Origin of the sequence: Komagataeibacter xylinus (genome assembly GCF_004302915.1) — a bacterium.
Classification (GTDB): domain Bacteria; phylum Pseudomonadota; class Alphaproteobacteria; order Acetobacterales; family Acetobacteraceae; genus Komagataeibacter; species Komagataeibacter xylinus_C.
Genome location: NZ_QQBI01000003.1, coordinates 96769 through 118098 on the forward strand (window position 1 = coordinate 96769; position 21330 = coordinate 118098).

22 protein-coding genes are annotated in these 21330 nt (G+C 62.3%); 3 read left to right on the forward strand and 19 right to left on the reverse strand.

What is annotated here, in order from left to right:
* The first annotated feature begins 69 nt into the window (after positions 1-69).
* From DV027_RS03190 to DV027_RS03200, 3 genes are all read left to right on the forward strand, one after another.
* Positions 70-309: a hypothetical protein gene (locus DV027_RS03190; protein WP_130730505.1), complete on the forward strand. Its 240-nt coding sequence runs from the start codon at positions 70-72 to the stop codon at positions 307-309.
* Between the two features lie 183 nt (positions 310-492).
* Positions 493-705: a hypothetical protein gene (locus DV027_RS03195; protein WP_130730506.1), complete on the forward strand. Its 213-nt coding sequence runs from the start codon at positions 493-495 to the stop codon at positions 703-705.
* Between the two features lie 46 nt (positions 706-751).
* Positions 752-1009 carry a hypothetical protein gene (locus tag DV027_RS03200; RefSeq protein ID WP_130730507.1) on the forward strand — a complete coding sequence of 86 codons (258 nt, stop codon included), beginning with the start codon at positions 752-754 and terminating at the stop codon, positions 1007-1009.
* 20 nt (positions 1010-1029) lie between these two features.
* Here DV027_RS03200 and DV027_RS03205 read toward each other — a convergent pair whose 3' ends face one another.
* From DV027_RS03205 to DV027_RS03295, 19 genes are all read right to left on the reverse strand, one after another.
* On the reverse strand, positions 1030-1629 hold the full coding sequence (locus DV027_RS03205; RefSeq protein WP_130730508.1) for a hypothetical protein: 600 nt from the start codon (positions 1627-1629) through the stop codon (positions 1030-1032).
* Positions 1626-2327, reverse strand: a complete 702-nt coding sequence (locus DV027_RS03210; RefSeq protein ID WP_130730509.1) for an ABC transporter ATP-binding protein — start codon at positions 2325-2327, stop codon at positions 1626-1628. The genes DV027_RS03205 and DV027_RS03210 overlap by 4 nt, the downstream gene beginning before the upstream one ends.
* The gene (locus tag DV027_RS03215; RefSeq protein ID WP_130730510.1) at positions 2320-3564 is read right to left on the reverse strand and encodes a lipoprotein-releasing ABC transporter permease subunit; all 1245 of its coding nucleotides are present in this window, start codon (positions 3562-3564) and stop codon (positions 2320-2322) included. The genes DV027_RS03210 and DV027_RS03215 overlap by 8 nt, the downstream gene beginning before the upstream one ends.
* A 2-nt stretch (positions 3565-3566) precedes the next feature.
* A complete protein-coding gene (proS, locus tag DV027_RS03220) occupies positions 3567-4889 on the reverse strand; it encodes a proline--tRNA ligase (protein ID WP_130730511.1) in 1323 nt (440 codons plus the stop codon).
* A gap of 462 nt (positions 4890-5351) precedes the next feature.
* Entirely contained in the window at positions 5352-6995 is a 1644-nt protein-coding gene (locus tag DV027_RS03225) for a ribonuclease J (protein ID WP_130730512.1), read from the reverse strand.
* A 297-nt stretch (positions 6996-7292) separates the two neighbouring features.
* Complete coding sequence (locus tag DV027_RS03230) at positions 7293-8084, reverse strand: biotin--[acetyl-CoA-carboxylase] ligase (RefSeq protein WP_130730513.1); 792 nt, start codon at positions 8082-8084, stop codon at positions 7293-7295.
* Positions 8085-8087: 3 nt separating this feature from the next.
* Positions 8088-9512 carry an NADH-quinone oxidoreductase subunit NuoN gene (gene nuoN, locus DV027_RS03235; RefSeq protein ID WP_130730514.1) on the reverse strand — a complete coding sequence of 475 codons (1425 nt, stop codon included), beginning with the start codon at positions 9510-9512 and terminating at the stop codon, positions 8088-8090.
* A 25-nt stretch (positions 9513-9537) separates the two neighbouring features.
* A complete protein-coding gene (gene nuoL / locus DV027_RS03240) occupies positions 9538-11475 on the reverse strand; it encodes an NADH-quinone oxidoreductase subunit L (protein WP_130730515.1) in 1938 nt (645 codons plus the stop codon).
* Positions 11476-11480: 5 nt separating this feature from the next.
* A complete protein-coding gene (nuoK, locus tag DV027_RS03245) occupies positions 11481-11804 on the reverse strand; it encodes an NADH-quinone oxidoreductase subunit NuoK (protein WP_078524400.1) in 324 nt (107 codons plus the stop codon).
* Positions 11797-12570: an NADH-quinone oxidoreductase subunit J gene (locus DV027_RS03250; RefSeq protein ID WP_130730516.1), complete on the reverse strand. Its 774-nt coding sequence runs from the start codon at positions 12568-12570 to the stop codon at positions 11797-11799. The genes nuoK and DV027_RS03250 overlap by 8 nt, the downstream gene beginning before the upstream one ends.
* Positions 12571-12648: 78 nt before the next feature.
* On the reverse strand, positions 12649-13137 hold the full coding sequence (gene nuoI / locus DV027_RS03255; protein WP_061272200.1) for an NADH-quinone oxidoreductase subunit NuoI: 489 nt from the start codon (positions 13135-13137) through the stop codon (positions 12649-12651).
* Positions 13137-14159: an NADH-quinone oxidoreductase subunit NuoH gene (gene nuoH, locus DV027_RS03260; protein WP_061272199.1), complete on the reverse strand. Its 1023-nt coding sequence runs from the start codon at positions 14157-14159 to the stop codon at positions 13137-13139. Before nuoH ends, nuoI begins: the two co-directional genes overlap by 1 nt.
* 4 nt (positions 14160-14163) lie before the next feature.
* Positions 14164-16230, reverse strand: coding sequence for an NADH-quinone oxidoreductase subunit NuoG (gene nuoG, locus DV027_RS03265; RefSeq protein WP_130730517.1), 2067 nt, complete (start codon positions 16228-16230; stop codon positions 14164-14166).
* A 5-nt stretch (positions 16231-16235) separates the two neighbouring features.
* Complete coding sequence (gene nuoF / locus DV027_RS03270; RefSeq protein ID WP_130730518.1) at positions 16236-17561, reverse strand: NADH-quinone oxidoreductase subunit NuoF; 1326 nt, start codon at positions 17559-17561, stop codon at positions 16236-16238.
* 5 nt (positions 17562-17566) lie between these two features.
* On the reverse strand, positions 17567-18217 hold the full coding sequence (locus tag DV027_RS03275; protein WP_130730519.1) for a complex I 24 kDa subunit family protein: 651 nt from the start codon (positions 18215-18217) through the stop codon (positions 17567-17569).
* A gap of 5 nt (positions 18218-18222) precedes the next feature.
* The gene (locus tag DV027_RS03280) at positions 18223-19479 is read right to left on the reverse strand and encodes an NADH-quinone oxidoreductase subunit D (RefSeq protein ID WP_130730520.1); all 1257 of its coding nucleotides are present in this window, start codon (positions 19477-19479) and stop codon (positions 18223-18225) included.
* A 4-nt stretch (positions 19480-19483) separates the two neighbouring features.
* Positions 19484-20050: an NADH-quinone oxidoreductase subunit C gene (locus DV027_RS03285; protein WP_408884446.1), complete on the reverse strand. Its 567-nt coding sequence runs from the start codon at positions 20048-20050 to the stop codon at positions 19484-19486.
* Positions 20051-20141: 91 nt separating this feature from the next.
* The gene (locus tag DV027_RS03290) at positions 20142-20723 is read right to left on the reverse strand and encodes a NuoB/complex I 20 kDa subunit family protein (RefSeq protein WP_061272189.1); all 582 of its coding nucleotides are present in this window, start codon (positions 20721-20723) and stop codon (positions 20142-20144) included.
* Positions 20724-20746: 23 nt separating this feature from the next.
* Positions 20747-21112 carry an NADH-quinone oxidoreductase subunit A gene (locus tag DV027_RS03295; RefSeq protein ID WP_061272187.1) on the reverse strand — a complete coding sequence of 122 codons (366 nt, stop codon included), beginning with the start codon at positions 21110-21112 and terminating at the stop codon, positions 20747-20749.
* Between the last annotated feature and the right edge of the window lie 218 nt (positions 21113-21330).

The following is a 21330-nucleotide window of genomic DNA, read 5'->3' on the forward strand; positions in this document are numbered from 1 at the left end:
CGCGATGTGCACTCCCCTGACGCGACCACAAGGCAGCGAAGGTGGTGCACGGCCAAGGCAGTTGTGGCCATGCAGCAATCCATTACACAATGCCTTTGGCGGAGAAATCATATTACGAAAACCGAACTTATTGATTCCCTGCCCTGCATTGAAAATGTCAATTCAATCATGAATGCAATGGAACAGGGCAGCGCGCACGACAAGCTGGCCTATATGCAGCCCTTACACATCACTGGCTTTCTGTGCCCTGCTATTCCCCTCCATTATCGTGGTGGATGGGTGCTTCCTTCTGGAATATTATTATACTGAAAGCAATTTTCTGGACGCCCGCAAAAACTACAAGAATGATAAAAGAAAAGTTGAAGAAAACATGAACGGGAATTGGCCGTGAAATATTTTCATGATGAACAGGATTATGGTTCCGTTGTCACATTCTGCCAGAAATAACTCTTTAATATTTCCATTCATACTCAATACATAAGGAACAGACATATGAAGGTTTGCAAAAATGGTCTTGATGAAAATATTTTGGAATTATTCACTGCTCCTTTCGATGATCATGATTTTTTCCTGCATGCCACGCATTTTGTCACAGTAGAGCAGGCCCTTGCCACAATCGGCATACTCAACCCGGATTTTTTTGAATATAGACGGCTATATTTTATGGAAAAACTCACAAACCAGACAATACATAGAAGAAAATAGAAAAATAGATGAAGGAAAACCAAGAGGATTCAAGGAAAGACAGCGGATGGAACATTTCCTCAATCTATTTGAAATAGCCGGCCATTTCCAGAAATGGGAAGAATGGCCCCCTTCCCTCACGGATGAAGACGCACGGTATAAAAAAGACATCGAACTGATGGTCATCTTCGCCCACCAGATTGAGAAATACTGGCGCATGGCACTGAACAGGTGTTTTCCTGACAGAAAATTCGAATTTGAAATCTCCGCCGATGGCCTGGAAGGTGAATTGGGCGTGTGCCTGACCTTCTGGCAGGCGCAATAGGCGGGGCATGCGCCGCCCTGTCAGAAAAGCGTCGTAATCCTATGAATGAAATTCATCATCGAGAGCCTGAATTTATTCTCGATGGCTTCCTGTTCCTGCCGTTTCTGCCTTTCCTTCGCAAATTTTACAATGCGGTTGATATCGAGCCCCGGTTCTTTTGCGAAAGGAGGATCACCCTCCAGCCGGAACAGGCCATGCTGCCGGGTGCATTCATCTGTAAAAACAAAGAACTGTGCCTGTTCATGCGTTTTCTTCATATGAAGAAACAGGTCGTTTACATATGTTTCATATAAAATCGACGTAAATTCTTTAATGGCAAGGTTATTATCTTCATACCAGATCGCATGCGCCAGTATGGAACCGTTCCAGTCAATCAGGAAACAGTCATCACAGATGCCGGGCGTGTCGTAACACCTGATCCATTTCAGCGGCAGGTTACGCTCATCATGGCTGATCAGTTCAATATGGAGATGTCTATATCGTTCAAAATAACTCATATCCCTTCCCCAGCCATTTTCCCGATCATCCTGATACCATGAATCGCATCGCATGTGCGGCGCATGTCCAGCTTCCCGGCCAGGAAAACCACGCCCGCAGAACAACCGGGCGCGTAGGCTCAAGCTGCCACCGGCACCACCTTTCCGTCACGCAGGGTCACGATGCGGTCCATGCGGCGGGCAAGGTCCATGTTATGGGTCGCGATCAGGGCCGCCACGCCATGCGCGCGCACGGTCACCAGCAGGGCATCGAACACGGCATCGGATGTATGCACATCAAGGTTGCCGGTCGGCTCATCGGCCAGTAGCACATGCGGGCGGTTGGCCAGCGCGCGCGCAATGGCCACGCGCTGCTTCTCCCCGCCCGAAAGCTTGCCCGGCAGGTGGTCCAGCCGGTGGGCCAGGCCAAAATCGGCCAGCAGTTCATCCGCACGCGCCTGTGCCTGCCTGCGTGGCACGCCCGCGATCATCTGCGGGATCATGACATTCTCGCGCGCGGTGAATTCCGCCAGCAGGTGATGGAACTGATAGACAAAGCCGATCCGGTCGCGCCGCAGTTCCGTGCGCCCGCCGTCAGGCAACGCACCGGCATCCTGCCCTGCCAGCAGCACGCAGCCCGCATCGGGTTTCTCCAGCAGGCCCGCCACATGCAGCAGGGTCGACTTGCCGGTGCCTGATGGGGCCACAAGTGCCACAATCTCGCCGCCGCGCAGCGTAAGGTCGGCTCCGCTCAGCACCTCGAGCGTTTCCTCGCCGCTGATATAGCGGCGCACCACGCCATCAAGATGCAGCGGCGGGGCGGTGTTTACGGTGTCATTCATGGCGCAGGGCCTCCACCGGGTCGGTCTTGGCCGCCCGCCATGAGGGGTAGAGTGTTGCCAGCAGCGAGAGCACCAGCGCCATGGCGATCACCTCGATCACCTGCGACCACACCAGCTTGGCGGGCAGGTGCTCGAGGTAATACACCTCGGCATTGAACAGGTCGGTGCCGGTCATGCGCTGGAGCATCTGGCGGATCCGCTCGATGTTGAGGCAGAACACGATGCCCAGACCAGTGCCGACAAACGTGCCCGTTATCCCCACCGAGGCCCCGCACATGAGGAAGATGCGCATGATCGCCCCCCGCGTGGCGCCCAGCGTGCGCAGCACGGCAATATCGGCGCTCTTGTCCTTGACCATCATGATCAGCGAGGAAATGACATTGAAGGCAGCGACAAGGATGATGAGCGTCAGGATCAGGAACATCACGTTCTGCTCCACCTGCACCGCGCCAAAGAAGGCGTTGTTGCTCTGGGTCCAGTCCATCACGCGCACTTCGCCATTCATCGCCTTTTCAATCGCCGTGCGGATGGGGATGACGTTTTCCGCATCCTTCGTCATGACCTGCACCTGCGTCACCTGCCCCGGTAGCTGGAAATAGACCTGGGCGGCATGCAGCGGCAGGAACACGTAGCTGGAATTATAGTCGCTCACCCCCGCATCAAAGATCGCCACCACGCGGTAGGCGCGCACGCGCGGCATGGTGCCGAATGCGGTGGCCGCCCCCTGTGGCGAGACAAGGGTGAGCCTGCCGCCCACGGTCAGCCCCGCACGCTCGGCCAGCGTGGTGCCGACAACGATCGTGTCATCGCCGCCAAAATCATCAAGGCTGCCCGCGACAAGGTTGTCGCTCACCTCATGCAAGCCCACCAGGTCGGGCCGCGTCATGCCGCGCACCAGCCCGCCCGCATTGTAGCTGCCTGAATTGAGCAGCACCTGCGATTCAACCAGAGGCGCTGCCGAGACCACGCCCGGCACGCTCCGCACGCGGCCTGCCACCGCATCATAATCGCTGATGGTGCGGCTCAGGCCGTACACGCTCAGATCACCATTAAGGCCGAGGATGCGGCCCAGCAGGTCGGCCTTGAATCCGTTCATGACCGACATCACGATAATCAGCGTGGCAACGCCAAGCGCGATCCCGACCAGCGAAAAGATCGCGATGATGGAAACGAACCGCTCCCCCCGCCGGGCCCGCAGGTAGCGCCCGGCGATCATCCGCTCGAAGGGACCGAACATGCTCAGCCCTGCAGTTTCGCAATAAGGGCCAGCGCGCCTTCTACCGTCTCCTCGGTGCGCTCGCCGGTGCGGCGGTTCTTGACTTCCACCTTGCCCTCCTTGGCACCCCGCGGGCCAACAATGAGCTGCCACGGGTGGCCCATCAGGTCGGCATCGGCAAACTTGGCGCCTGCGCGCTCGGAGCGGTCATCATACAGCAGGGCGCGGGGCGCTGCGGCGTAAAGCTGCTCGCACAGCGCATCGCACTGGGCATCACCATTCTTGAGGTTGATGATGACCGCCTTGAAGGGGGCCACGGATTGAGGCCAGATGATGCCGTTTTCATCATGGCTGGCCTCGATGATGGCCGCGACAAGGCGCGAGACGCCAATGCCGTAGGAGCCCATCTCGGGATAGAGCGGCGCGCCATCGGGGCCGCTGACCGCGATATCCATCGACTGGGTGTATTTGCGCCCGAAGTTGAAGATATGCCCCACCTCGATGCCGCGCCCCTCGCGCTGGCGCGCGGCGGGCACCTTGGCCCAGGCTACCGCATCATGCATCTCGTCGGTCGCGGCATAGAACGAGGTCATGCGCGTGAAGAATTTTTCCAGCGAGGCACGGTCATTGGTGTCCACGTCCTCACCCAGCCAGTCCTGATCCTCGAGAGCACTGTCAAAGAACACGCCGCTCTCGCCCGTGGGGGCAAGAATGAGGAATTCATGGCTCAGCTCGCCGCCAATCGGTCCGGTATCGGCCCGCATGGGGATGGCGCGCACGCCAAGGCGCTGGAAGGTGCGCAGGTAGGCCAGCATCATGCGGCGATAGGTATCGACCGCCGAGGCCGTATCGAGATCGAAGCTGTAGCCATCCTTCATGTAGAACTCGCGGCCACGCATCACGCCAAAGCGGGGGCGCACCTCATCGCGGAACTTCCACTGGATCTGGTAGAGAACCTGCGGCAGCTCCTTGTAGGACTTGACCACCTGACCGAAGATATCGGTAATCATTTCCTCATTGGTCGGGCCGAACAGCATGTCGCGCTCGTGGCGGTCGCGGATGCGCAGCATCTCGGGGCCGTAATCATCATACCGGCCCGAGCGCTTCCACAGCTCGGCGGACTGCATGGTGGGCATCAGCACTTCCTGCGCGCCGGCTGCATCCTGCTCCTCGCGCACGATGTTGGCGATGTTCTCGAGCACGCGCAGGCCCGCGGGCAGCCAGGCGTAGATGCCAGCCGATGTCTGGCGAATCATGCCCGCGCGCAGCATGAGCCGGTGCGAGGTGATCTGGGCCTCGGCCGGATTTTCCTTGAGGGTCGGCAGAAAACTGCGGGACAGACGCATATCCGTATGAACCTTGACGTATGAGAACCGATAATGCTGCGGACCCTAGACCAATCGCAACGCCCGTGGAATGGGGCATGTGCGCCGCGCACCCTCCCATTACACTCAGGCGTGATGCAACTGGCCCGCATGGGCGTAAACATCCGCGTGAGCAGGCATGGCCACGCGCCCCTTGCGGGCGTATGGTGCCCCCACAAATCGGGTTGCACGAAAGCCGCCGGGTTTAGGGAAAACGTACCAATAAAAAATGGCAGGAAACGGTCCATCCGTTCCCTGCCATAAATGTTTGCACTGTGGTGCCAGACTTAGGGACCGCCTGAAAAGTCAGCCCGGAAAAACATCCAGAGATCATAAGGAAGTTTTTGGTGAAGCTTTTTTTTCAGAAAGCTTCGCGGAACACCGCCTTTTTAAAAAAGGCGGCACCCAGAAACTTTTATCAATGAGTTGTTTTCAAACAGGTTCTCAGACGCGCAGCAGGTGCACATCCACCAGCGGGCGCTTTTGCAGCTTGCGGCCCAGCGCGCGGCGCAGCGCGGTCTTGGCGGCCTCGCGGAAGGTGGCGTCGTTCTCGCGCAGTTCATCGGGAATCTCATCCAGCGCATTGCCGAACTCTTCCGTCACGCGCGCAGTCTCGGGATCCTCGGCATCAAGCAGGCCCGGCGCGCTTACCTTCGGGTCGCCAATCAGGTAGCCCTCGTCATCCACGGCAAAGCTGCCCAGCACCATGCCGTTGAACAGCATGCGCCGCCGCGCCGACAGCACGCCACCATTCATGGGCAGGATGCGGCCGCCATCGAGCACTAGCCGCCCGGTGGGCGCGGTGTCGCCAACTTCCACACCGTCGCTGCGGATGTCGAGGATATCGCCATCCTCAAGCAGCACCGGCTCGATGTTGAGTTCCTGCGCAATGGCGGCATTGGCGGTCAGGTGACGCCACTCGCCATGCACGGGAATGAGGAAGCGCGGGCGCACGAGGTCATACAGCTTGCGCACGTCGCCGCCCGTGGCATGGCCGGACACGTGCACGAGGTGGTCCTTGTCGGTAATGACATGCACGCCGCGCCGGGTCAGGTTGTCCTGCACCTGGATGACGGCCTGCTCGTTACCGGGAATCATGCGGCTGCTGTAGATGACCGTATCCCCCTCGCCCAGCGAGATGTTGGGATGCGTGTCGGATGCGATGCGCGAGAGCGCCGAGCGCGGCTCGCCCTGGCTGCCGGTCACGATCAGCATGATCTGGTTGTCCGGCACCGAATTGGCATCCTGCTCGGACAGGAAGTTCGGCACATCGGACAGGTAGCCGCATTCCCGCGCCGCAACCTCGAGGTTGCGCAGGCTGCGGCCCACCACGGCCACGCGGCGGCCTGCGGCCTGCGCCGCCTTGGCCAGCGTTTCCACGCGCGCCACGTTGCTGGCGAAGCAGGTGACGGCAATGCGCCCTTCCAGCGATGCGATGAGGCGGGTCATCTCGCGCCGCACATCGGCTTCCGAGGCGGAAGGCCCTTCGGTGCGCACATTGGTGCTGTCGCACACCATGGCCAGCACGCCCTCGCGGCCAAGGGCTGCGAAGGTTTCAAGGTCGGTCGGCGGGCCGACCTGCGGGTCGGGGTCGATCTTCCAGTCACCGGTATGGATGATGATGCCCTGCGGCGTGCGCAGCACCAGCGACTGAGATTCCGGCACCGAATGCGTGACCGAGACAAAACGCAGGTCAAACGGCCCCACGTTGAACGCGCCGCCCGGCGCGATCACATGGATGGGCACCTGCTGCACCAGCCCCGCCTCACCCAGCTTGCGGCGCAGCACGGCGGCGGCAAACGGCGTGACATAGACCGGGCAGCCAAGCTGCGGCCACAGATGGGCGATGGCGCCCAGATGGTCCTCATGCGCATGGGTCACGACGAGGCCCGCCAGCGCCTTGCGCCGCTCGGCGATGAACACGGGGTCGGGCAGGATGATCTCGGCCTCGGGCGTGTCGTTGCCGCTGAAGCCAATGCCGCAATCCACCGCAAGCCACGTATCGCCCTGGCGGTAGAGGTTGAGGTTCATGCCGATTTCGCCGGTTCCGCCCAGCGGAAGGAAAGAAACGCCTGTCATGTCATTCATTAAAAGGTCCTGTTACAAGATATCATGGGTTGAAGATGTGTTTGAAGAAAGGGCCCGGAACGCCTGTTCCGTGCCGGTCTGCCTGTCCTGTTGTCAGCCCGGTCGGGGCCAAGATCCTGTTCTCTCGCCAAAAGCTGGCAGTGCGCGCGGCCTGAAGCGGGCGGTGGAACCAGCGCATTTCCCGCCCGGAAAATGGCGTTCGACACCGCACCGAAACAAAACGACGCACGATGAATTCATGCAAGGGATTATCATGTAATCCCCCTGACTTAAATCTCTTTCCGCAATCGGGGCGGATTATTCTTGCCTGCCATCCGCCATCAGCACCTCGCCCGTCACTACCTGCCGGGGGCCTGTGGGGGTGTCGAGCAGCAGGATTCCGTCATCCGCCAGCCCGGCAAACGTGCCGCTGAAGGCCCGGTTGCCCGCCACTACACGCAGTTTCGTGCCCGGCGGGTGCGCACGCGCCAGCCACGCCGCGCGTATGGCGCCAAACCCCTGCGCCTCATGGCACGTCAGCCACGTATCGAGTGCCTGCAAAACGGCACGGGCCATGTCGGGCGGGGTGACCGTAACCCCGCATTCGGCCAGACAGGCCAGTTCGCGGCCTTCTATGCGCGGGGCGGCCCTGAGGTTGGCCCCCATGCCGATCACCTGCCACGGCCCTGCCTCATCCGCCCCGGTCTCGATCAGGATGCCCGCCATCTTGCGCCCGTGCAGCAGCAGGTCATTGGGCCATTTGAGTTCCAGCGCGTCCGGTTCGGGCAGGAAACCCGCCACGGCCTCATGCAGCGCAAGACCCGCGATGAACGGCCATGCCCCCACCGGCACCACCGCCCCCTGCCCCACCAGCATGACCGACAGCGCCAGATTGCCCCCCGGATCACGCCATTCGCGCCCCCGGCTGCCGCGCCCCGCCGTCTGTTCAAGGGCCAGCACCGCGAGCCCGTCCTGCCCGTGCCCTGCCGCCAGCATGTCCTTGCACAGGTTGGATGTGGAGCCCAGCCTGTCATGCACCTGCAATGGCCACGTGCGCCCCCCGCTGCGGGGAATGCTCATGGTGCGGAAGGCAGGAGGGCTATGGGTCATGGACTACCTGAACAATGCAGCCGCCGCCGCCTGTGCCGCCGTGGCAACCGGGCCGAGGGCTACGATGAAGAACACCGTGACCAGCCCCATGCCAGCGGAAACGAACGAGACCGAAACCGGCGCGCGATCAAGTGCGGGGGCAGCGGCATCAAAAAACATGATCTTGACGATGCGTATATAATAATACGCCCCGATCACGCTACTGATGATACCGATTGCCGCCAGCCCGTAAAGCTGCGCGTTGATCGCGGCATAGAACACCATAAGCTTGCCAAAGAAGCCCGCCAGCGGCGGTGCGCCCGCCATGGAGAACATGAACACCGCCATGGCCAGCGCCATGCCCGGGTCGCTGCGGCCCAGCCCCGCAAGGTCGCTGATGCGGCTGACCGCGCGCCCCTTGCGCCGCATGGCCACGATGCCCGCGAACGCGCCCACGTTCATGAACAGATAAGTCACCAGATAGACCAGCGTGCCGCGCGTGCCCTCCGTCGTGCCCGCAGCAAGGCCGATCATGGCGTAGCCCATATGCCCGATGGAGGAATACGCCATGAGCCGCTTGATGTTGCCCTGCGGGATGGCGGCGAGTGCGCCAAACACCATCGACGCCGCCGAGACCACCTCGATCAGCAGCTGCCACTGGTGCGCCATGGAGCCGAACGGCCCGGCCATGACCCGCAGCAGCACGGCGAATGCCGCGATCTTGGGCGCGCCCGCCATATAGGCGGTGACCGAGGTGGGGGCACCCTGGTACACATCGGGTGTCCACATATGGAACGGCACCATGGACAGCTTGAAGCACAGCCCCACCAGCACGAACACGATGCCCACCATAAGCCCCGCGGGCAGCACGGCGCTGCCGCGCACGGCCTGCTGCAGCCCGGCATAATCCAGCGTGCCCGCAAAGCCATAGGCCAGCGAGATGCCATAAAGCAGGATGCCCGAGGCCAGCGAGCCGAGCACGAAGTATTTCAGCCCCGCCTCCGCCGCCGTAACCTGGTCGCGCGCAAACGCACACAGGATGTAGATGGACAGCGAGGAAAGCTCGAGCCCCACGAACAGCGTCATGAGGTTGCCCGATGAGGCCATGATCATGGCGCCAAGGGTCGAGAACAGCACCAGCACGGGGAACTCGAATTTGTCGATTTCCATCTCGCGCGCATAGCCGATGCCCAGCACCAGCGAGAGCGCCGCCCCCGCCAGCGCCAGCACCTTCATGAAGCGCGCAAAGCCATCATTGATGAAAACATGGCTGTAACCCGTGCCATCGGGCGAGAGCACCACCAGCGCCGCCGTCACCACCAGGGCGAACAGCGTCATCATCGTGCATGAAAAGAAAGCCTGACCGCGCTTTTGCATCACCCCGGCCAGCAGGATGACCAGCCCGGACAGGGCCAGCACGATTTCGGGCAGAGCAAGTGTCCAGTTCATTGGTTTGGCCCTGACATCCTTGGGGTTAGCTGGCGAACAGGATGGTGGTCAGCAGCACCACCAGCCCGATCAGCATGGAAAAGGCATAGACCGCCATCGACCCGGTCTGCACCCGCACGGCCTGGCCTGCAGTGCCTGCGGCAAGCCTGGCCAGCCCTTCGGGTATGCCTTCGACAATCCCTTCGTCAGCCCCCTTCCACAACAGCCGCGCCAGCGCGCGGTAGGGGCGCACGAACACGGCATCGTACACCTCGTCGAAATACCATTTGTTGAGCAGGAACAGGTAAAGCGGGCGCAGGCTGCGGGCGAGTGCTGCCGGAATGCCGGGGCTTGCCATGTAGCACAGATAGGCCACCGCAATGCCCGCAACGCCAGCAAGGGTCGGCACCAGCGCAATCAGGCCCGGTGTCTGTTCAAGGCGCTCCATGATGTCATGCCCCGGCAGGCTGGCAATCGTCCCACCCCAGAACCCGGCCTGGTTGGCCCCCACATAGAACGGCGCCAGCACCACACCCGCCAGCACGGCCCCCACCGACAGGACAGCGAGAGGCACCATCATGGACGGCGGGCTTTCATGCGCGCCTTCGTGCAGGTGCGCATCACGCGGCTGGCCATGAAACACCAGGAAGATCAGCCGCCAGCTATACAGCGCGGTGAGGAACGCGGTGATGCAGCCCATGACCCAGCCATAATGGCCCATGGAGGAGCCTGACATCCACGCCGCCTCCAGAATGGCGTCCTTCGACCAGTAGCCCGCGAACGGGAAGATACCGGCAAGTGCAAGGCTGCCAATCCACATGGCGGCATAGGTATAGGGAATTTTGCGCCACAGCCCGCCCATGCGGAACATGTCCTGCTCGTCATGCACGGCATGGATCACGCAGCCCGCCCCAAGGAACAGAAGCGCCTTGAAGAAGGCATGCGTGGTGAGGTGGAACATCGACGCCTGATAGGCCCCCACGCCAACGGCCACGAACATGTAGCCCAGCTGCGAGCAGGTGGAATAGGCAATGGTGCGCTTGATGTCGGGCTGCACCAGCCCAACGGTTGCGGCAAAGAAGCTGGTGGTTCCACCAATGAGAATGATCAGGTCGCGCGTCACGGGTGCCAGTTCCACCAGCGGCGACATGCGCACCATCAGGAATACCCCCGCCGTGACCATGGTGGCCGCATGGATAAGGGCGGAAACCGGGGTTGGTCCCTCCATCGCATCAGGCAGCCAGGTGTGCAGGAACAGCTGCGCCGACTTGCCCATGGCGCCGATGAACAGCAGGGTGGCGATCACCTCCAGCAGCGGATGCGTGCCGAAAAGCTGGAACGTGTCATGCACGTGGTAGGGAATGGCGGCGAAGATCGCATCATACGACACGCTGCCCAGCCGGATGTAGATGAGCGAGATACCGACAAGGAAGAACAGGTCGGCAATGCGGTTGACCACGAACGCCTTGATGGCGGCAGCGCAGGCCGCAGGCCGGTCATACCAGTAGCCGATCAGCAGGTAGCTCGCGAGCCCCACCCCTTCCCAGCCGAAGAAGAGCTGGAGCAGGTTGTCGGACGTGACCAGCATGAGCATGGCGAAGGTGAACAGCGAGAGATAGGCGAAGAAGCGGTACACCGGCTGCGCCTCATGCGCCATGTAGCCCACGCTGTACACATGCACCAGCAGCGACACGGTGGTGACCATGGCCACCACGCTGACCGAGAGCATGTCCATGCGCAGCTGCCAGTCGGCCTCAAAGCCTGCTGCGTGGATCCAGTCGGCTACCGGCACAACAATCGGGTTCACGCCCCCCATCTCGAAGCCCAGCACACCAATGGCGGACAGCGCCGCGCACAGCATGAGGGCAATGGTGGTGAACCGCGCAGCACTGTCGCCCATCAGGCGGCCAAAGCCACCGGCGAGGAGAAACCCGATCAGGGGCGCGAAGACCGCGACTTCAAACAGGAAGGATGCCGCCTGCATGTCCCTTACCCCTTCATCATCGTGATATCGTCGACTTCAATCGAGCCGCGATTACGGAAATACACCGTGACAATGGCCAGCCCGATGGCGGATTCCGCCGCCGCGATGGTCAACACGAACAGGGTCATCACCTGCCCCGACAGGTCGCCGGTCGCAGCCGAGAACGCCACGAAATTGATATTGGCCGAAAGCAGGATCAGCTCGATCGACATCAGGATGATGATGACGTTCTTGCGGTTGAGAAAAATGCCGAACACGCCCAGCACCAGCAGGATCGCGCCAATGCTCAGGTAGGGTGTCAGGCCGATGGCCTCAATCGGGCTATTCATCGCCCTCTCCTTTCGTGCCATTTGCGGGCGTCTTGATCACCAGCGCGGTGCCGTCAGCGTCACGTGCTTCCGCCTCGCTCCAGGCCGCGGTACCATAGGTGCCGGGCACGGCGGCGATGTCATAGCTCTCACGCGGGCGCAGGAAGCCGCCCTGCGCATCAACGCCCGCGCCAAGCGGCACCTGCAGCATTTCAAGTGAGTCCGCCACCATGCGGTCGTGCTGGCGGTCGATGTTCTGCCGCCGTCCTGTGGGCCGCTCGCGCAGGGTGAGCACGATGGCCCCGATCATGGCCACGAGCAGCACCAGCGCGCAGGCCTGGAACAGGAAGATGTAGTGGGTGTAGATCACATCCCCCAGCGCCGCCGTGTTGGTGCGCGTGGGCGACGAGGGCACGAGATGCGCGATCTGCCCGATATTGGTCGCCGCGCGCCAGTGCATGAACGCCATGAGCAGTTCAATAAACAAAACCCCGCCCACAACCCCGCCAATGGGCGCATAACGCTGCACGCCTTCGCGCATCTGCGTGAAGTTGACATCCAGCATCATCACCACGAACAGGAACAGGACTGCTACCGCGCCCACATAGACAATGACCAGCGTCATCGCCAGGAACTCCGCACCCGCGATCAGGAACAGGCCGGCTGCGTTGAAGAACGCAAGGATCAGGAACAGCACCGAATGCACGGGGTTGCGCGCGCTCACCACCATGGTGGCGGACAGGACCAGAACCGCAGCAAAAACGTAAAAGACAATCTGGGTCATCATGGGTAGGTTTCCTGCCGCATGGATGTTTCCTCCTGCTGGCTCTGCCACTCCGGCACGCGCCGGGGCGGCCGGGCGCGCTCAGCGGTACGGGGCATCAAGCTCGAGCCTGCGGGCCAGCACGCTTTCCCAGCGGTCGCCATTGGCCAGCAGCTTGTCCTTGTCGTACATCAGTTCTTCGCGGGTTTCAGTCGCGAACTCATAATTCGGCCCTTCGACAATCGCATCCACCGGGCAGGCTTCCTCGCACAGGCCGCAATAGATGCATTTGGTCATGTCGATGTCGTAGCGCGTGGTGCGGCGCGAGCCGTCATCACGCGGTTCGGCCTCGATGGTGATCGCCTCGGCAGGGCACGTTGCCTCGCACAGCTTGCACGCAATGCAGCGTTCTTCGCCATTGGGGTAGCGGCGCAGCGCATGCTCGCCGCGAAAGCGCGGCGAAAGCACGCCTTTCTCATAGGGGTAGTTGATCGTGGCCTTGGGCTTGAAAAATGCCTTCAACGTTGCCCCCATGCCTGCCGCAAGCTCGGCCAGCAGCATGGAGCGGGCGGCTTTGGTTAACGCATTCATCAGCCAGCTCCTCCGGGCAGAAGGCCCGTTACCATCAGGAACCCCGCAGTCAGCACCATCCACGCCAGCGAGAACGGCAGGAACACCTTCCAGCCCAGCCGCATCAACTGGTCGTAGCGGTAGCGGGGAAATGTCGCGCGCACCCAGATGAACACGAACAGGCAGAACAGGATCTTGGCGATCAGCCACAGAGGCCCCGGTATCCATGTAAAGGGTGCAATGGCCAGCGGCGGCAGCCAGCCACCCAGGAACAGGATGCTGACCATGCCGGACATGAGGAACATGTTCGCGTATTCACCCAGGAAGAACAGGCCGAAGGCGAGCGCCGAATATTCCACGAAAAAGCCTGCCACCAGTTCGCTCTCGCCCTCGGGCAGGTCGAACGGCGCGCGGTTGGTCTCGGCCAGGGCCGAGATGAAGAACACGATGAACATCGGAAACATGGGCAGGCAGAACCACACATGGCGCTGCGCCAGCACGATGTCATTGAGGTTGAGGCTGCCCACCGCCAGCAGCACCGACACGATCACCAGCCCGATGGACACCTCATACGACACCATCTGCGCCGCCGACCGCAGCCCGCCGAGAAAGGCGTATTTGGAGTTCGACGCCCAGCCCGCAATCAGCATGCCGTAAACACCGAGCGAGGAGATGGCCAGCAGGTAGAGGATGCCCACGTTGATGTTGGCGATGGCCAGCCCGTTGCCGGTGGGAATGACCGCCCACGCAATCATCGCCAGCGAGAAGGTGAGGAAGGGCGCAAACAGGAACAGCATCCGGTTCGCGCCTGACGGGATGACCGTCTCCTTGGTCAGCATCTTGATGGCATCGGCAAAGGCCTGCAGCACGCCGAACGGACCGTTCACGTTCGGCCCCTTGCGCAACTGCATCGCGGCCATCACCTTGCGCTCGGCCAGCGTAAGGTAGGCCACGCCCAACAGCAGCGGCACGAGCACCGCAAGGGATTCCAGCACGATCAGCAGAAGCTGGCCAAGCGTGGTGTGAAAGAAGAAATCCGCCATGTCCCTACTCCGCCGCCTCGGTTGCGGGGCGCACGTAAATCCCCGAACAGGTTTCCATGGTCGGGCTTGCGCGGCACACGGCATGGGTCAGGTAATAATCGGCAATGACCGGATGAAAGGGCGTTGCCGCGACTGCCACGCTGCCCGGCTGCGGGGCGGTCGTGTCCGCCGCGCCAAGGCGGGCATGTTCCGCCTGCCCATAGGCCGGGTGCGCCTGCGCCATCCGCGCGCGCAGGGCCTCGATCGTGTCATAGGGCAGCTTGCGGCCCGCCACCTCCGAGAAGGCACGCAGGATGCGCCAGTCCTCGCGCGCATCCCCCGGCGGCATGACCGCGCGGAAGGCGCGTTGCACGCGGCCTTCGGTATTGGTGTAGGTGCCCGGTTTTTCGGCATAGAGCGCGCCCGGCAGGATCACATCCGCCCGCGCGGCCCCCGCATCACCATGATGGCCCTGATAGATGACGAAGGTGTCCGGCCCGATGTCATGCACCGCGAACTCATCGGCGTCCATCAGCCACAGCACGTCCACCCCGCCGCCCAGCATGCCCGCCACATCACGCCCCTGCGGGCCGGGCACGAGGCCAAGGTCAAGGGCCGCCATGCGGCTCGCCGCCGTGTGCAGCACGTTGAAGCCATGCCAGTCGGGGCGGATGGCATCCATCTGCACCGCCAGATCCCAGCAGGCCTTTGCAATGGCCTGGCCGTCGGGGCGGGTCAGCGCGCCATGGCCCACGATGATCATGGGGTTCTTCGCGTTGGCCAGCACCTCGGCAAAAGGCAGTTCGCCTGCCGCAAGTTTGGCCAGCGTGTCCGGCCCCTCGCCCAGCACGGTGGCGGTATAGGTCGGGTCGGCATTGGGCGCGCCGATCATGGCGATGGGGAATTTGCCCCGTCCCGCATCGACAAACCGCCTGCGGATGCGGGCATTGAGCACCGGGGCTTCCTGCCGGGGGATGGAGCCCACGATCAGCAGCGCATCCGCCTCGTCAATGCCTGCGATACCGGTATTGAAGGTGTAGAAGTCACGGCGGGATGTATCGTAACGCGCGCCATCCTGACGGCAGTCGATATTGGGCGAGCCGAGCATGCCCATCAGGTCTTTCAGCGCCATCAGGCTCTCGGCGTCGCACATGTCGCCTGCGATTGCGCCGATGCGGGCACCCGGCACGCCTTTGAGGCGCGTTGCGATGAGCGAGAACGCATCCGCCCAGCCTGCGGGCTGGAGTTTGCCGTCCACCCGCACCCAGGGCCGGTCAAGGCGGCGACGGCGGAAGCCATCGACCACGAAGCGCCCCTTGTCGGCCAGCCATTCCTCGTTCACTTCATCATTGATGCGCGGCACGATGCGCAGCACCGATGCCCCGCGGGCCTGCATGACGATGTTGGTGCCCACCGCGTCGCATACATCAATCGAGTCCGTGCGCTTGAGCTCCCACGGGCGGGCGCTGAAGGCGTAGGGTTGTGAGGTCAGCGCGCCCACGGGGCAGATATCGATCAGGTTGCCTGACAGTTCGGATGTCAGCGCCTTCTCGACATAATTGGTGATCTCAAGGTTCTCGCCGCGTGACACGCCGCCGAGTTCCGGCACGCCCGCCACCTCGGTGGAAAAGCGGATGCAGCGCGTGCACTGGATGCAGCGCGTCATCACCGTCTTGACCAGCGGGCCGAGATACTTGTCGGTCACCGCGCGCTTGTTCTCGCGGTAGCGCGAATGATCCGCCCCGTAGCCGAAGGCCTGGTCCTGCAGGTCGCACTCGCCACCCTGGTCGCAGATGGGGCAGTCAAGCGGGTGGTTGATGAGCAGGAACTCCATCACCGCCCGGCGGGCACGGCGCACCACCTCGGTGTCGGTAAAGATCTGCATGCCATTGCTGATGGGAAAGCCGCATGAAGCCACCGGCTTGCGCCCGCCTGATACTTCAACAAGGCACATGCGGCAGTTGCCCGCGACCGACAGCCGCTCATGGTAGCAAAAGCGCGGTATTTCCTTGCCAGCTGCCTCACACGCCTGCAACGCGGAAGAACCGGGCGCGACATCGACCACAATACCGTCAACGGTTACTTTGACCACTGTTCCTACTCCGCCGCTTCAACAAGGCCGGTGGGCACCTGCACCGGTCGGCCGCCGCCATGCGCCGCCTTGTAGGCGTGGATGCGTTCCTCCATGACCGGACGGAACCGGCGGATCAGCCCCTGTATGGGCCACGCCGCCGCATCGCCAAGCGCGCAGATGGTGTGGCCCTCGACCTGGCGGGTGACCTGCTCGAGCATGTCGATTTCCTCGATCTCGGCGCGGCCTTCCACCATGCGTTCCATGATGCGCATCATCCAGCCCGTGCCCTCGCGGCACGGCGTGCACTGGCCACAGCTCTCATGCTTGAAGAATTTCGAGAACCGGGCGATGGCCGCGATGATGTCGGTGGACTTGTCCATCACGATCATGCAGCCGGTGCCAAGGCCGGAGCCTTCGGCGCGCAGGCTGTCGTAATCCATCAGCACGCTCTCGCACACATCACGCGGCAGCATGGGCACCGAGCAGCCACCGGGGATGACGGCCAGCAGGTTGTCCCACCCGCCGCGCACGCCGCCGCCATGCTTTTCAATGATCTCGCGCATCGGCACGCCAAGCTCTTCTTCAAACACGCAGGGCGTGTTGACGTGGCCCGATATGGCCATGAGCTTGCTGCCCGCGTTATTGGGCCGCCCCAGCCCCGCAAACCAGGCTCCCCCGCGCCGCAGGATGGTGGCGGAAACCGCAATGCTCTCCACGTTGTTGACCGTGGTGGGGCAGCCATACAGGCCCATGGCGGCGGGGAAAGGCGGCTTCATGCGCGGCTGGCCCTTCTTGCCCTCAAGGCTTTCGAGCAGGGCCGTTTCCTCGCCGCATATGTAAGCGCCCGCGCCACGGTGGATGTAGAAGTCGAAATCCCAGCCCGAGCCGCAGGCGTTCGGGCCGATCAGGCCCGCCTCATACGCCTCGTCAATGGCGTGCTGGAGGTGCATGGCCTCGTTGTAGAACTCGCCGCGAATGTAGATGTAGGCCGCATGCGCCCCCATGGCGAAAGAGGCGATCAGCGCGCTTTCCACCAGCTTGTGCGGGTCGTGGCGCAGGATCTCGCGGTCCTTGCAGGTACCGGGTTCGGACTCATCGCCGTTGATGACAAGGTAATGCGGCCGCCCGTCATTCTTGCGCGGCATGAACGACCACTTGACCCCGGTGGGAAAGCCCGCGCCGCCGCGCCCGCGCAGGCCGGATGCCTTCATCTCGCCAATGATGGCATCGCGCCCGCGCGCCAGGATTTCCGCCGTGCCATCCCAGTCGCCCCGGGCGCGGGCCCCGGCCAGCGTCCAGTCACCCTGGCCATACAGGTTGGTGAAGATGCGGTCCTTGTCTTGCAACATGCGCCTTACCCCTGTCCCTGCGGCTTGGCCGCCGTCTCATCCACCAGCACCCTGCGCCCGCCTGCCGGGGCTGAATTGAGGCGGTCGATGGTGGGGCCGGGCGTGGGGCGCTCGCCGCGCTTCAGCGCCTCGATCAGCTCAAGCGTGCGCGGACCATCGAGATCCTCGTAGTAATCATCATCAACCTGCAAAATCGGCGCATTGGCGCAGGCGCCGAGGCATTCCACCTCCGTCAGGGTGAACAGCCCGTCCGTGCTGGTCTCGCCAAACGCCCTGATGCCGGTGGCCTTCTTGCACGCCGCCGTCACATCATCCGACCCGCGCAGCCAGCATGATGTGGTGGTGCAGACCTGCAGGTGATAGCGGCCGATCGGCTTCGTGTTGAACATGAGGTAGAAGGTTGCGACCTCGTACACCCGGATCGGCGCCATCTCGAGGCGCTCGGCCACCACATCCATGGCAATGCGCGGTATCCACGCGCTGCCGGTCTGGCGGCCCATCTGCTTCTGCACCACGTAAAGCAGCGGCAGCACGCCGCTTGCCTTGCGCTCGGGCGGGTATTTGGCAAGGATCACCGCGATCTGCTGCTCACTCTCGGCATCAAATGCGAAATGGGTCGGTTCCGCGCCCGTGGGCGCAGTGGGCTGGGTGGACATGTCGGTCACCTGTCAATCTCGCCAAACACCAGGTCGAGCGACCCGATGATGGCTACGGCATCCGCCAGCATGTGCCGGCGCGACATCTCGTCGATTGCCTGGAGATGGGAAAAACCCGTGGGCCGGATCTTGCAGCGATACGGCCGGTTGCTACCATCGGCCACCAGATACACGCCAAACTCGCCCTTGGGCGTTTCGGTCACCGTGTAGGTGGCGCCCGGAGGCACGTGATAGCCTTCGGTAAACAGCTTGAAATGATGGATCAGCGCCTCCATCGAGCGCTTCATCTCGCGCCGTGGCGGGGGCGTGATCTTGTGGTCGAGCACCTTGACCGGGCCGGGGCGGATCTGCTCGAGGCACTGGTTGATGATCTTCACGCTCTCGCGCATCTCAGCTACGCGCACGAGGTAGCGGTCATAGCAGTCGCCCTGGCGGCCTACGGGCACGTTGAACTGCACCTTGTCGTAATTATCATAGGGCTGGCTGCGGCGCAGGTCCCATGGCACGCCGGAGGCCCGCAGGCACGGCCCGCTGAAGCCCCAGGCCAGCGCCTGCTCGGTGGTGAACACGCCAATGCCCACCGTGCGCTGCTTCCAGATGCGGTTGCTGGTCAGCAGGCTTTCAAGGTCATCAATCCATTGCGGGAAGGTGCGCGCCCAGTTGGCGATGCGTTCCTCCAGCCCGGCGGGCAGGTCCTGCGCCACGCCGCCGGGGCGGACGTAATTGGCATGGAAGCGCGCGCCGGATGCGGCCTCATAGAACTCGATGAGCTTCTCGCGTTCCTCATATCCCCACAGCGCGGGCGTCAACGCGCCACAATCCAGCCCGAAGGAGGTCAGGTTAAGGATATGGTTGAGGATACGCGTGATCTCGGCAAACATCACCCGAATCCACTTCGCACGGTCCGGGGCCTCGATGTCGAGCAGCTTTTCCACCGCCAGCGCGAAGGCCTGCTCCTCGCACATGGGCGAGACGTAATCGAGCCGGTCGAAATACGGCAGCGCCTTGGGGTAGGTCTTGTATTCGATCAGCTTTTCCGTGCCGCGATGCAAAAGCCCCACATGCGGGATGGCGCGGGCCACGACCTCGCCCTCCATCTCCAGCACCAGCCGCAGCACGCCGTGGGCGGAGGGGTGCTGGGGGCCGAAGTTCAGCGCGTGGGAGTCGATCTCCACCACATGGCGCTTCACCTCGCCATCGGGTTCTTCTGGCAGCAGGCTGTCGGGAATGTCCGTATCGCTACGCAGGGTGACATCGCTCATCGGCTCAGCCCTTTCGCTTGATGTCGTGGCGGTCGGCATGCGCCTTTTCATCGCCCGGCAGGGTCAGGATGCCTTCCCATGGCGATTCAAATTCGAAATTGCGGAAGTCCTGCACCAGATCGACCGGCTCATAGACCACCTGCCGCCGTTCCTCGTCGTACCGCATCTCGACATAGCCGGTCAGCGGGAAGTCCTTGCGCAGCGGATGCCCCTCGAAGCCGTAATCGGTCAGGATGCGGCGCAGGTCCGGCTGGTCGGTGAACAGGATGCCGAACAGGTCATACGCCTCGCGCTCCCACCATGTGGCGGCGGGCCAGAGCTGGTGCACCGACGGCACGGGATGGGTCTCGTCCGTGGTCACGATCACGCGGATGCGGTGGTTATGGGTAACCGAGAGCAGGTTGTAGACCACCTCGAACCGCTCGGCCCGGTCGGGAAAATCCACGCCACATATGTCCATCACCTGCTGGCAGGCATAAAGCGGGTCATCGCGCAGCATGGTCATGAGCGAAAGCAGGCGGTCACGCGTGGTGCGCACCACCAGCTCGCCTTTTTCGATGCCGGCGGACATGATGCCCGGCACGGTGGTGGAAAGCCGGAAGCTGATGGCCCCCAGGCTGCCCGTGACCCCACGTGGCTGGCCTGCGGGAAGGTTCTGTGCCTCAGCCACGGCGGATTGTCCCTGTCCTGCGGATCTTCTTCTGCAGTTGCAGGATGCCGTAGATCAGCGCCTCCGCCGTGGGCGGGCAGCCGGGCACGTACACATCCACCGGCACGATCCGGTCACACCCGCGCACGACGGAGTAGGAATAATGGTAATACCCGCCCCCATTGGCGCATGACCCCATCGAGATGACCCAGCGTGGCTCGGCCATCTGGTCGTACACGCGGCGCAGGGCCGGGGCCATCTTGTTGGTCAGCGTGCCCGCCACGATCATCACATCGGACTGGCGTGGCGAGCCACGCGGAATGATGCCCATGCGGTCGAGGTCATAGCGCGGCATGTAGGCGTGGATCATCTCCACCGCGCAGCAGGCCAGCCCGAACGACATGGGCCACAGGCTGCCCGTGCGCCCCCAGTTGACCAGCTTGTCGAGACTGGCGACGACAAAGCCCTTTTCCGTCATCTCGCCAGTGATGCCCTTTATCACCGCATCCTGCTCCGGCCCCGGGGGCAGCATCTCGCGGTTCCAGGCAATGCTGTCAGCGGGCCGGCCTGGCCCTGATGTATCGTCGTTGCCCATTGGGGCGCCTCCCCTTGTCATGCTCAATCCCAGTCCAGCGCGCCCTTGCTCCATTCGTAAATGAAGCCGACCACCAGAACGCCGAGGAAACCCATCATGGAAGCAAAGCCGAACCAGCCGATGCGCGACAGGCTGAGCGCCCAGGGAAAGAGGAAAGCGACCTCAAGGTCGAAAATGATGAACAGGATCGCCACCAGATAGAACCGCACGTCAAAACGGCGGCGGGCATTGTCAAATGCCTCGAAACCACATTCATAGGCCGACGTTTTCTCGGCATAGGGTTTCTGGTGGCCAAAAAGCAGCGAACTGCCCAGCATGGCCCCCGCGATCACCACAGCAATGCACCCGAATATCAGTACGGGTAAATAATCAGCGATAACGGAATGCATCTTCCGTGTTCCCAACCTGTTAATACGCCGCCCGGTGTCTTTATCGACTTATGTGTGGCTGAAGGGATGCTAGACCCAACACCGTGGGGGGAACAGTTACTTAACCGTGTGCAGTCATGAACATTACCGTGAAGATGAATACAGTAACGCTTCCGTCAACACTATTCCGTCATGACCATAATAGCACGATTTATTGTTCTCATTTTTCCGTGTGGAAA

Coding starts and splice junctions, on each gene's coding strand:
- nuoF (WP_130730518.1), bottom strand. CDS start 17,561: ATGTTGCAAGACAAGGACCGCATCTTCACCAACCTGTATGGCCAGGGT.
- nuoH (WP_061272199.1), bottom strand. CDS start 14,159: ATGGCGGATTTCTTCTTTCACACCACGCTTGGCCAGCTTCTGCTGATC.
- DV027_RS03225 (WP_130730512.1), bottom strand. CDS start 6,995: ATGAATGACATGACAGGCGTTTCTTTCCTTCCGCTGGGCGGAACCGGC.
- DV027_RS03295 (WP_061272187.1), bottom strand. CDS start 21,112: ATGCATTCCGTTATCGCTGATTATTTACCCGTACTGATATTCGGGTGC.
- DV027_RS03230 (WP_130730513.1), bottom strand. CDS start 8,084: ATGACCCATAGCCCTCCTGCCTTCCGCACCATGAGCATTCCCCGCAGC.
- DV027_RS03290 (WP_061272189.1), bottom strand. CDS start 20,723: ATGGGCAACGACGATACATCAGGGCCAGGCCGGCCCGCTGACAGCATT.
- DV027_RS03280 (WP_130730520.1), bottom strand. CDS start 19,479: ATGAGCGATGTCACCCTGCGTAGCGATACGGACATTCCCGACAGCCTG.
- DV027_RS03285 (WP_408884446.1), bottom strand. CDS start 20,050: ATGTCCGCCGGCATCGAAAAAGGCGAGCTGGTGGTGCGCACCACGCGT.
- DV027_RS03250 (WP_130730516.1), bottom strand. CDS start 12,570: ATGATGACCCAGATTGTCTTTTACGTTTTTGCTGCGGTTCTGGTCCTG.
- DV027_RS03195 (WP_130730506.1), top strand. CDS start 493: ATGAAGGTTTGCAAAAATGGTCTTGATGAAAATATTTTGGAATTATTC.
- proS (WP_130730511.1), bottom strand. CDS start 4,889: ATGCGTCTGTCCCGCAGTTTTCTGCCGACCCTCAAGGAAAATCCGGCC.
- DV027_RS03210 (WP_130730509.1), bottom strand. CDS start 2,327: ATGAATGACACCGTAAACACCGCCCCGCCGCTGCATCTTGATGGCGTG.
- DV027_RS03200 (WP_130730507.1), top strand. CDS start 752: ATGGAACATTTCCTCAATCTATTTGAAATAGCCGGCCATTTCCAGAAA.
- DV027_RS03275 (WP_130730519.1), bottom strand. CDS start 18,217: ATGTCCACCCAGCCCACTGCGCCCACGGGCGCGGAACCGACCCATTTC.
- nuoL (WP_130730515.1), bottom strand. CDS start 11,475: ATGCAGGCGGCATCCTTCCTGTTTGAAGTCGCGGTCTTCGCGCCCCTG.
- DV027_RS03215 (WP_130730510.1), bottom strand. CDS start 3,564: ATGTTCGGTCCCTTCGAGCGGATGATCGCCGGGCGCTACCTGCGGGCC.
- nuoK (WP_078524400.1), bottom strand. CDS start 11,804: ATGAATAGCCCGATTGAGGCCATCGGCCTGACACCCTACCTGAGCATT.
- nuoI (WP_061272200.1), bottom strand. CDS start 13,137: ATGAATGCGTTAACCAAAGCCGCCCGCTCCATGCTGCTGGCCGAGCTT.
- nuoN (WP_130730514.1), bottom strand. CDS start 9,512: ATGAACTGGACACTTGCTCTGCCCGAAATCGTGCTGGCCCTGTCCGGG.
- DV027_RS03190 (WP_130730505.1), top strand. CDS start 70: ATGCAGCAATCCATTACACAATGCCTTTGGCGGAGAAATCATATTACG.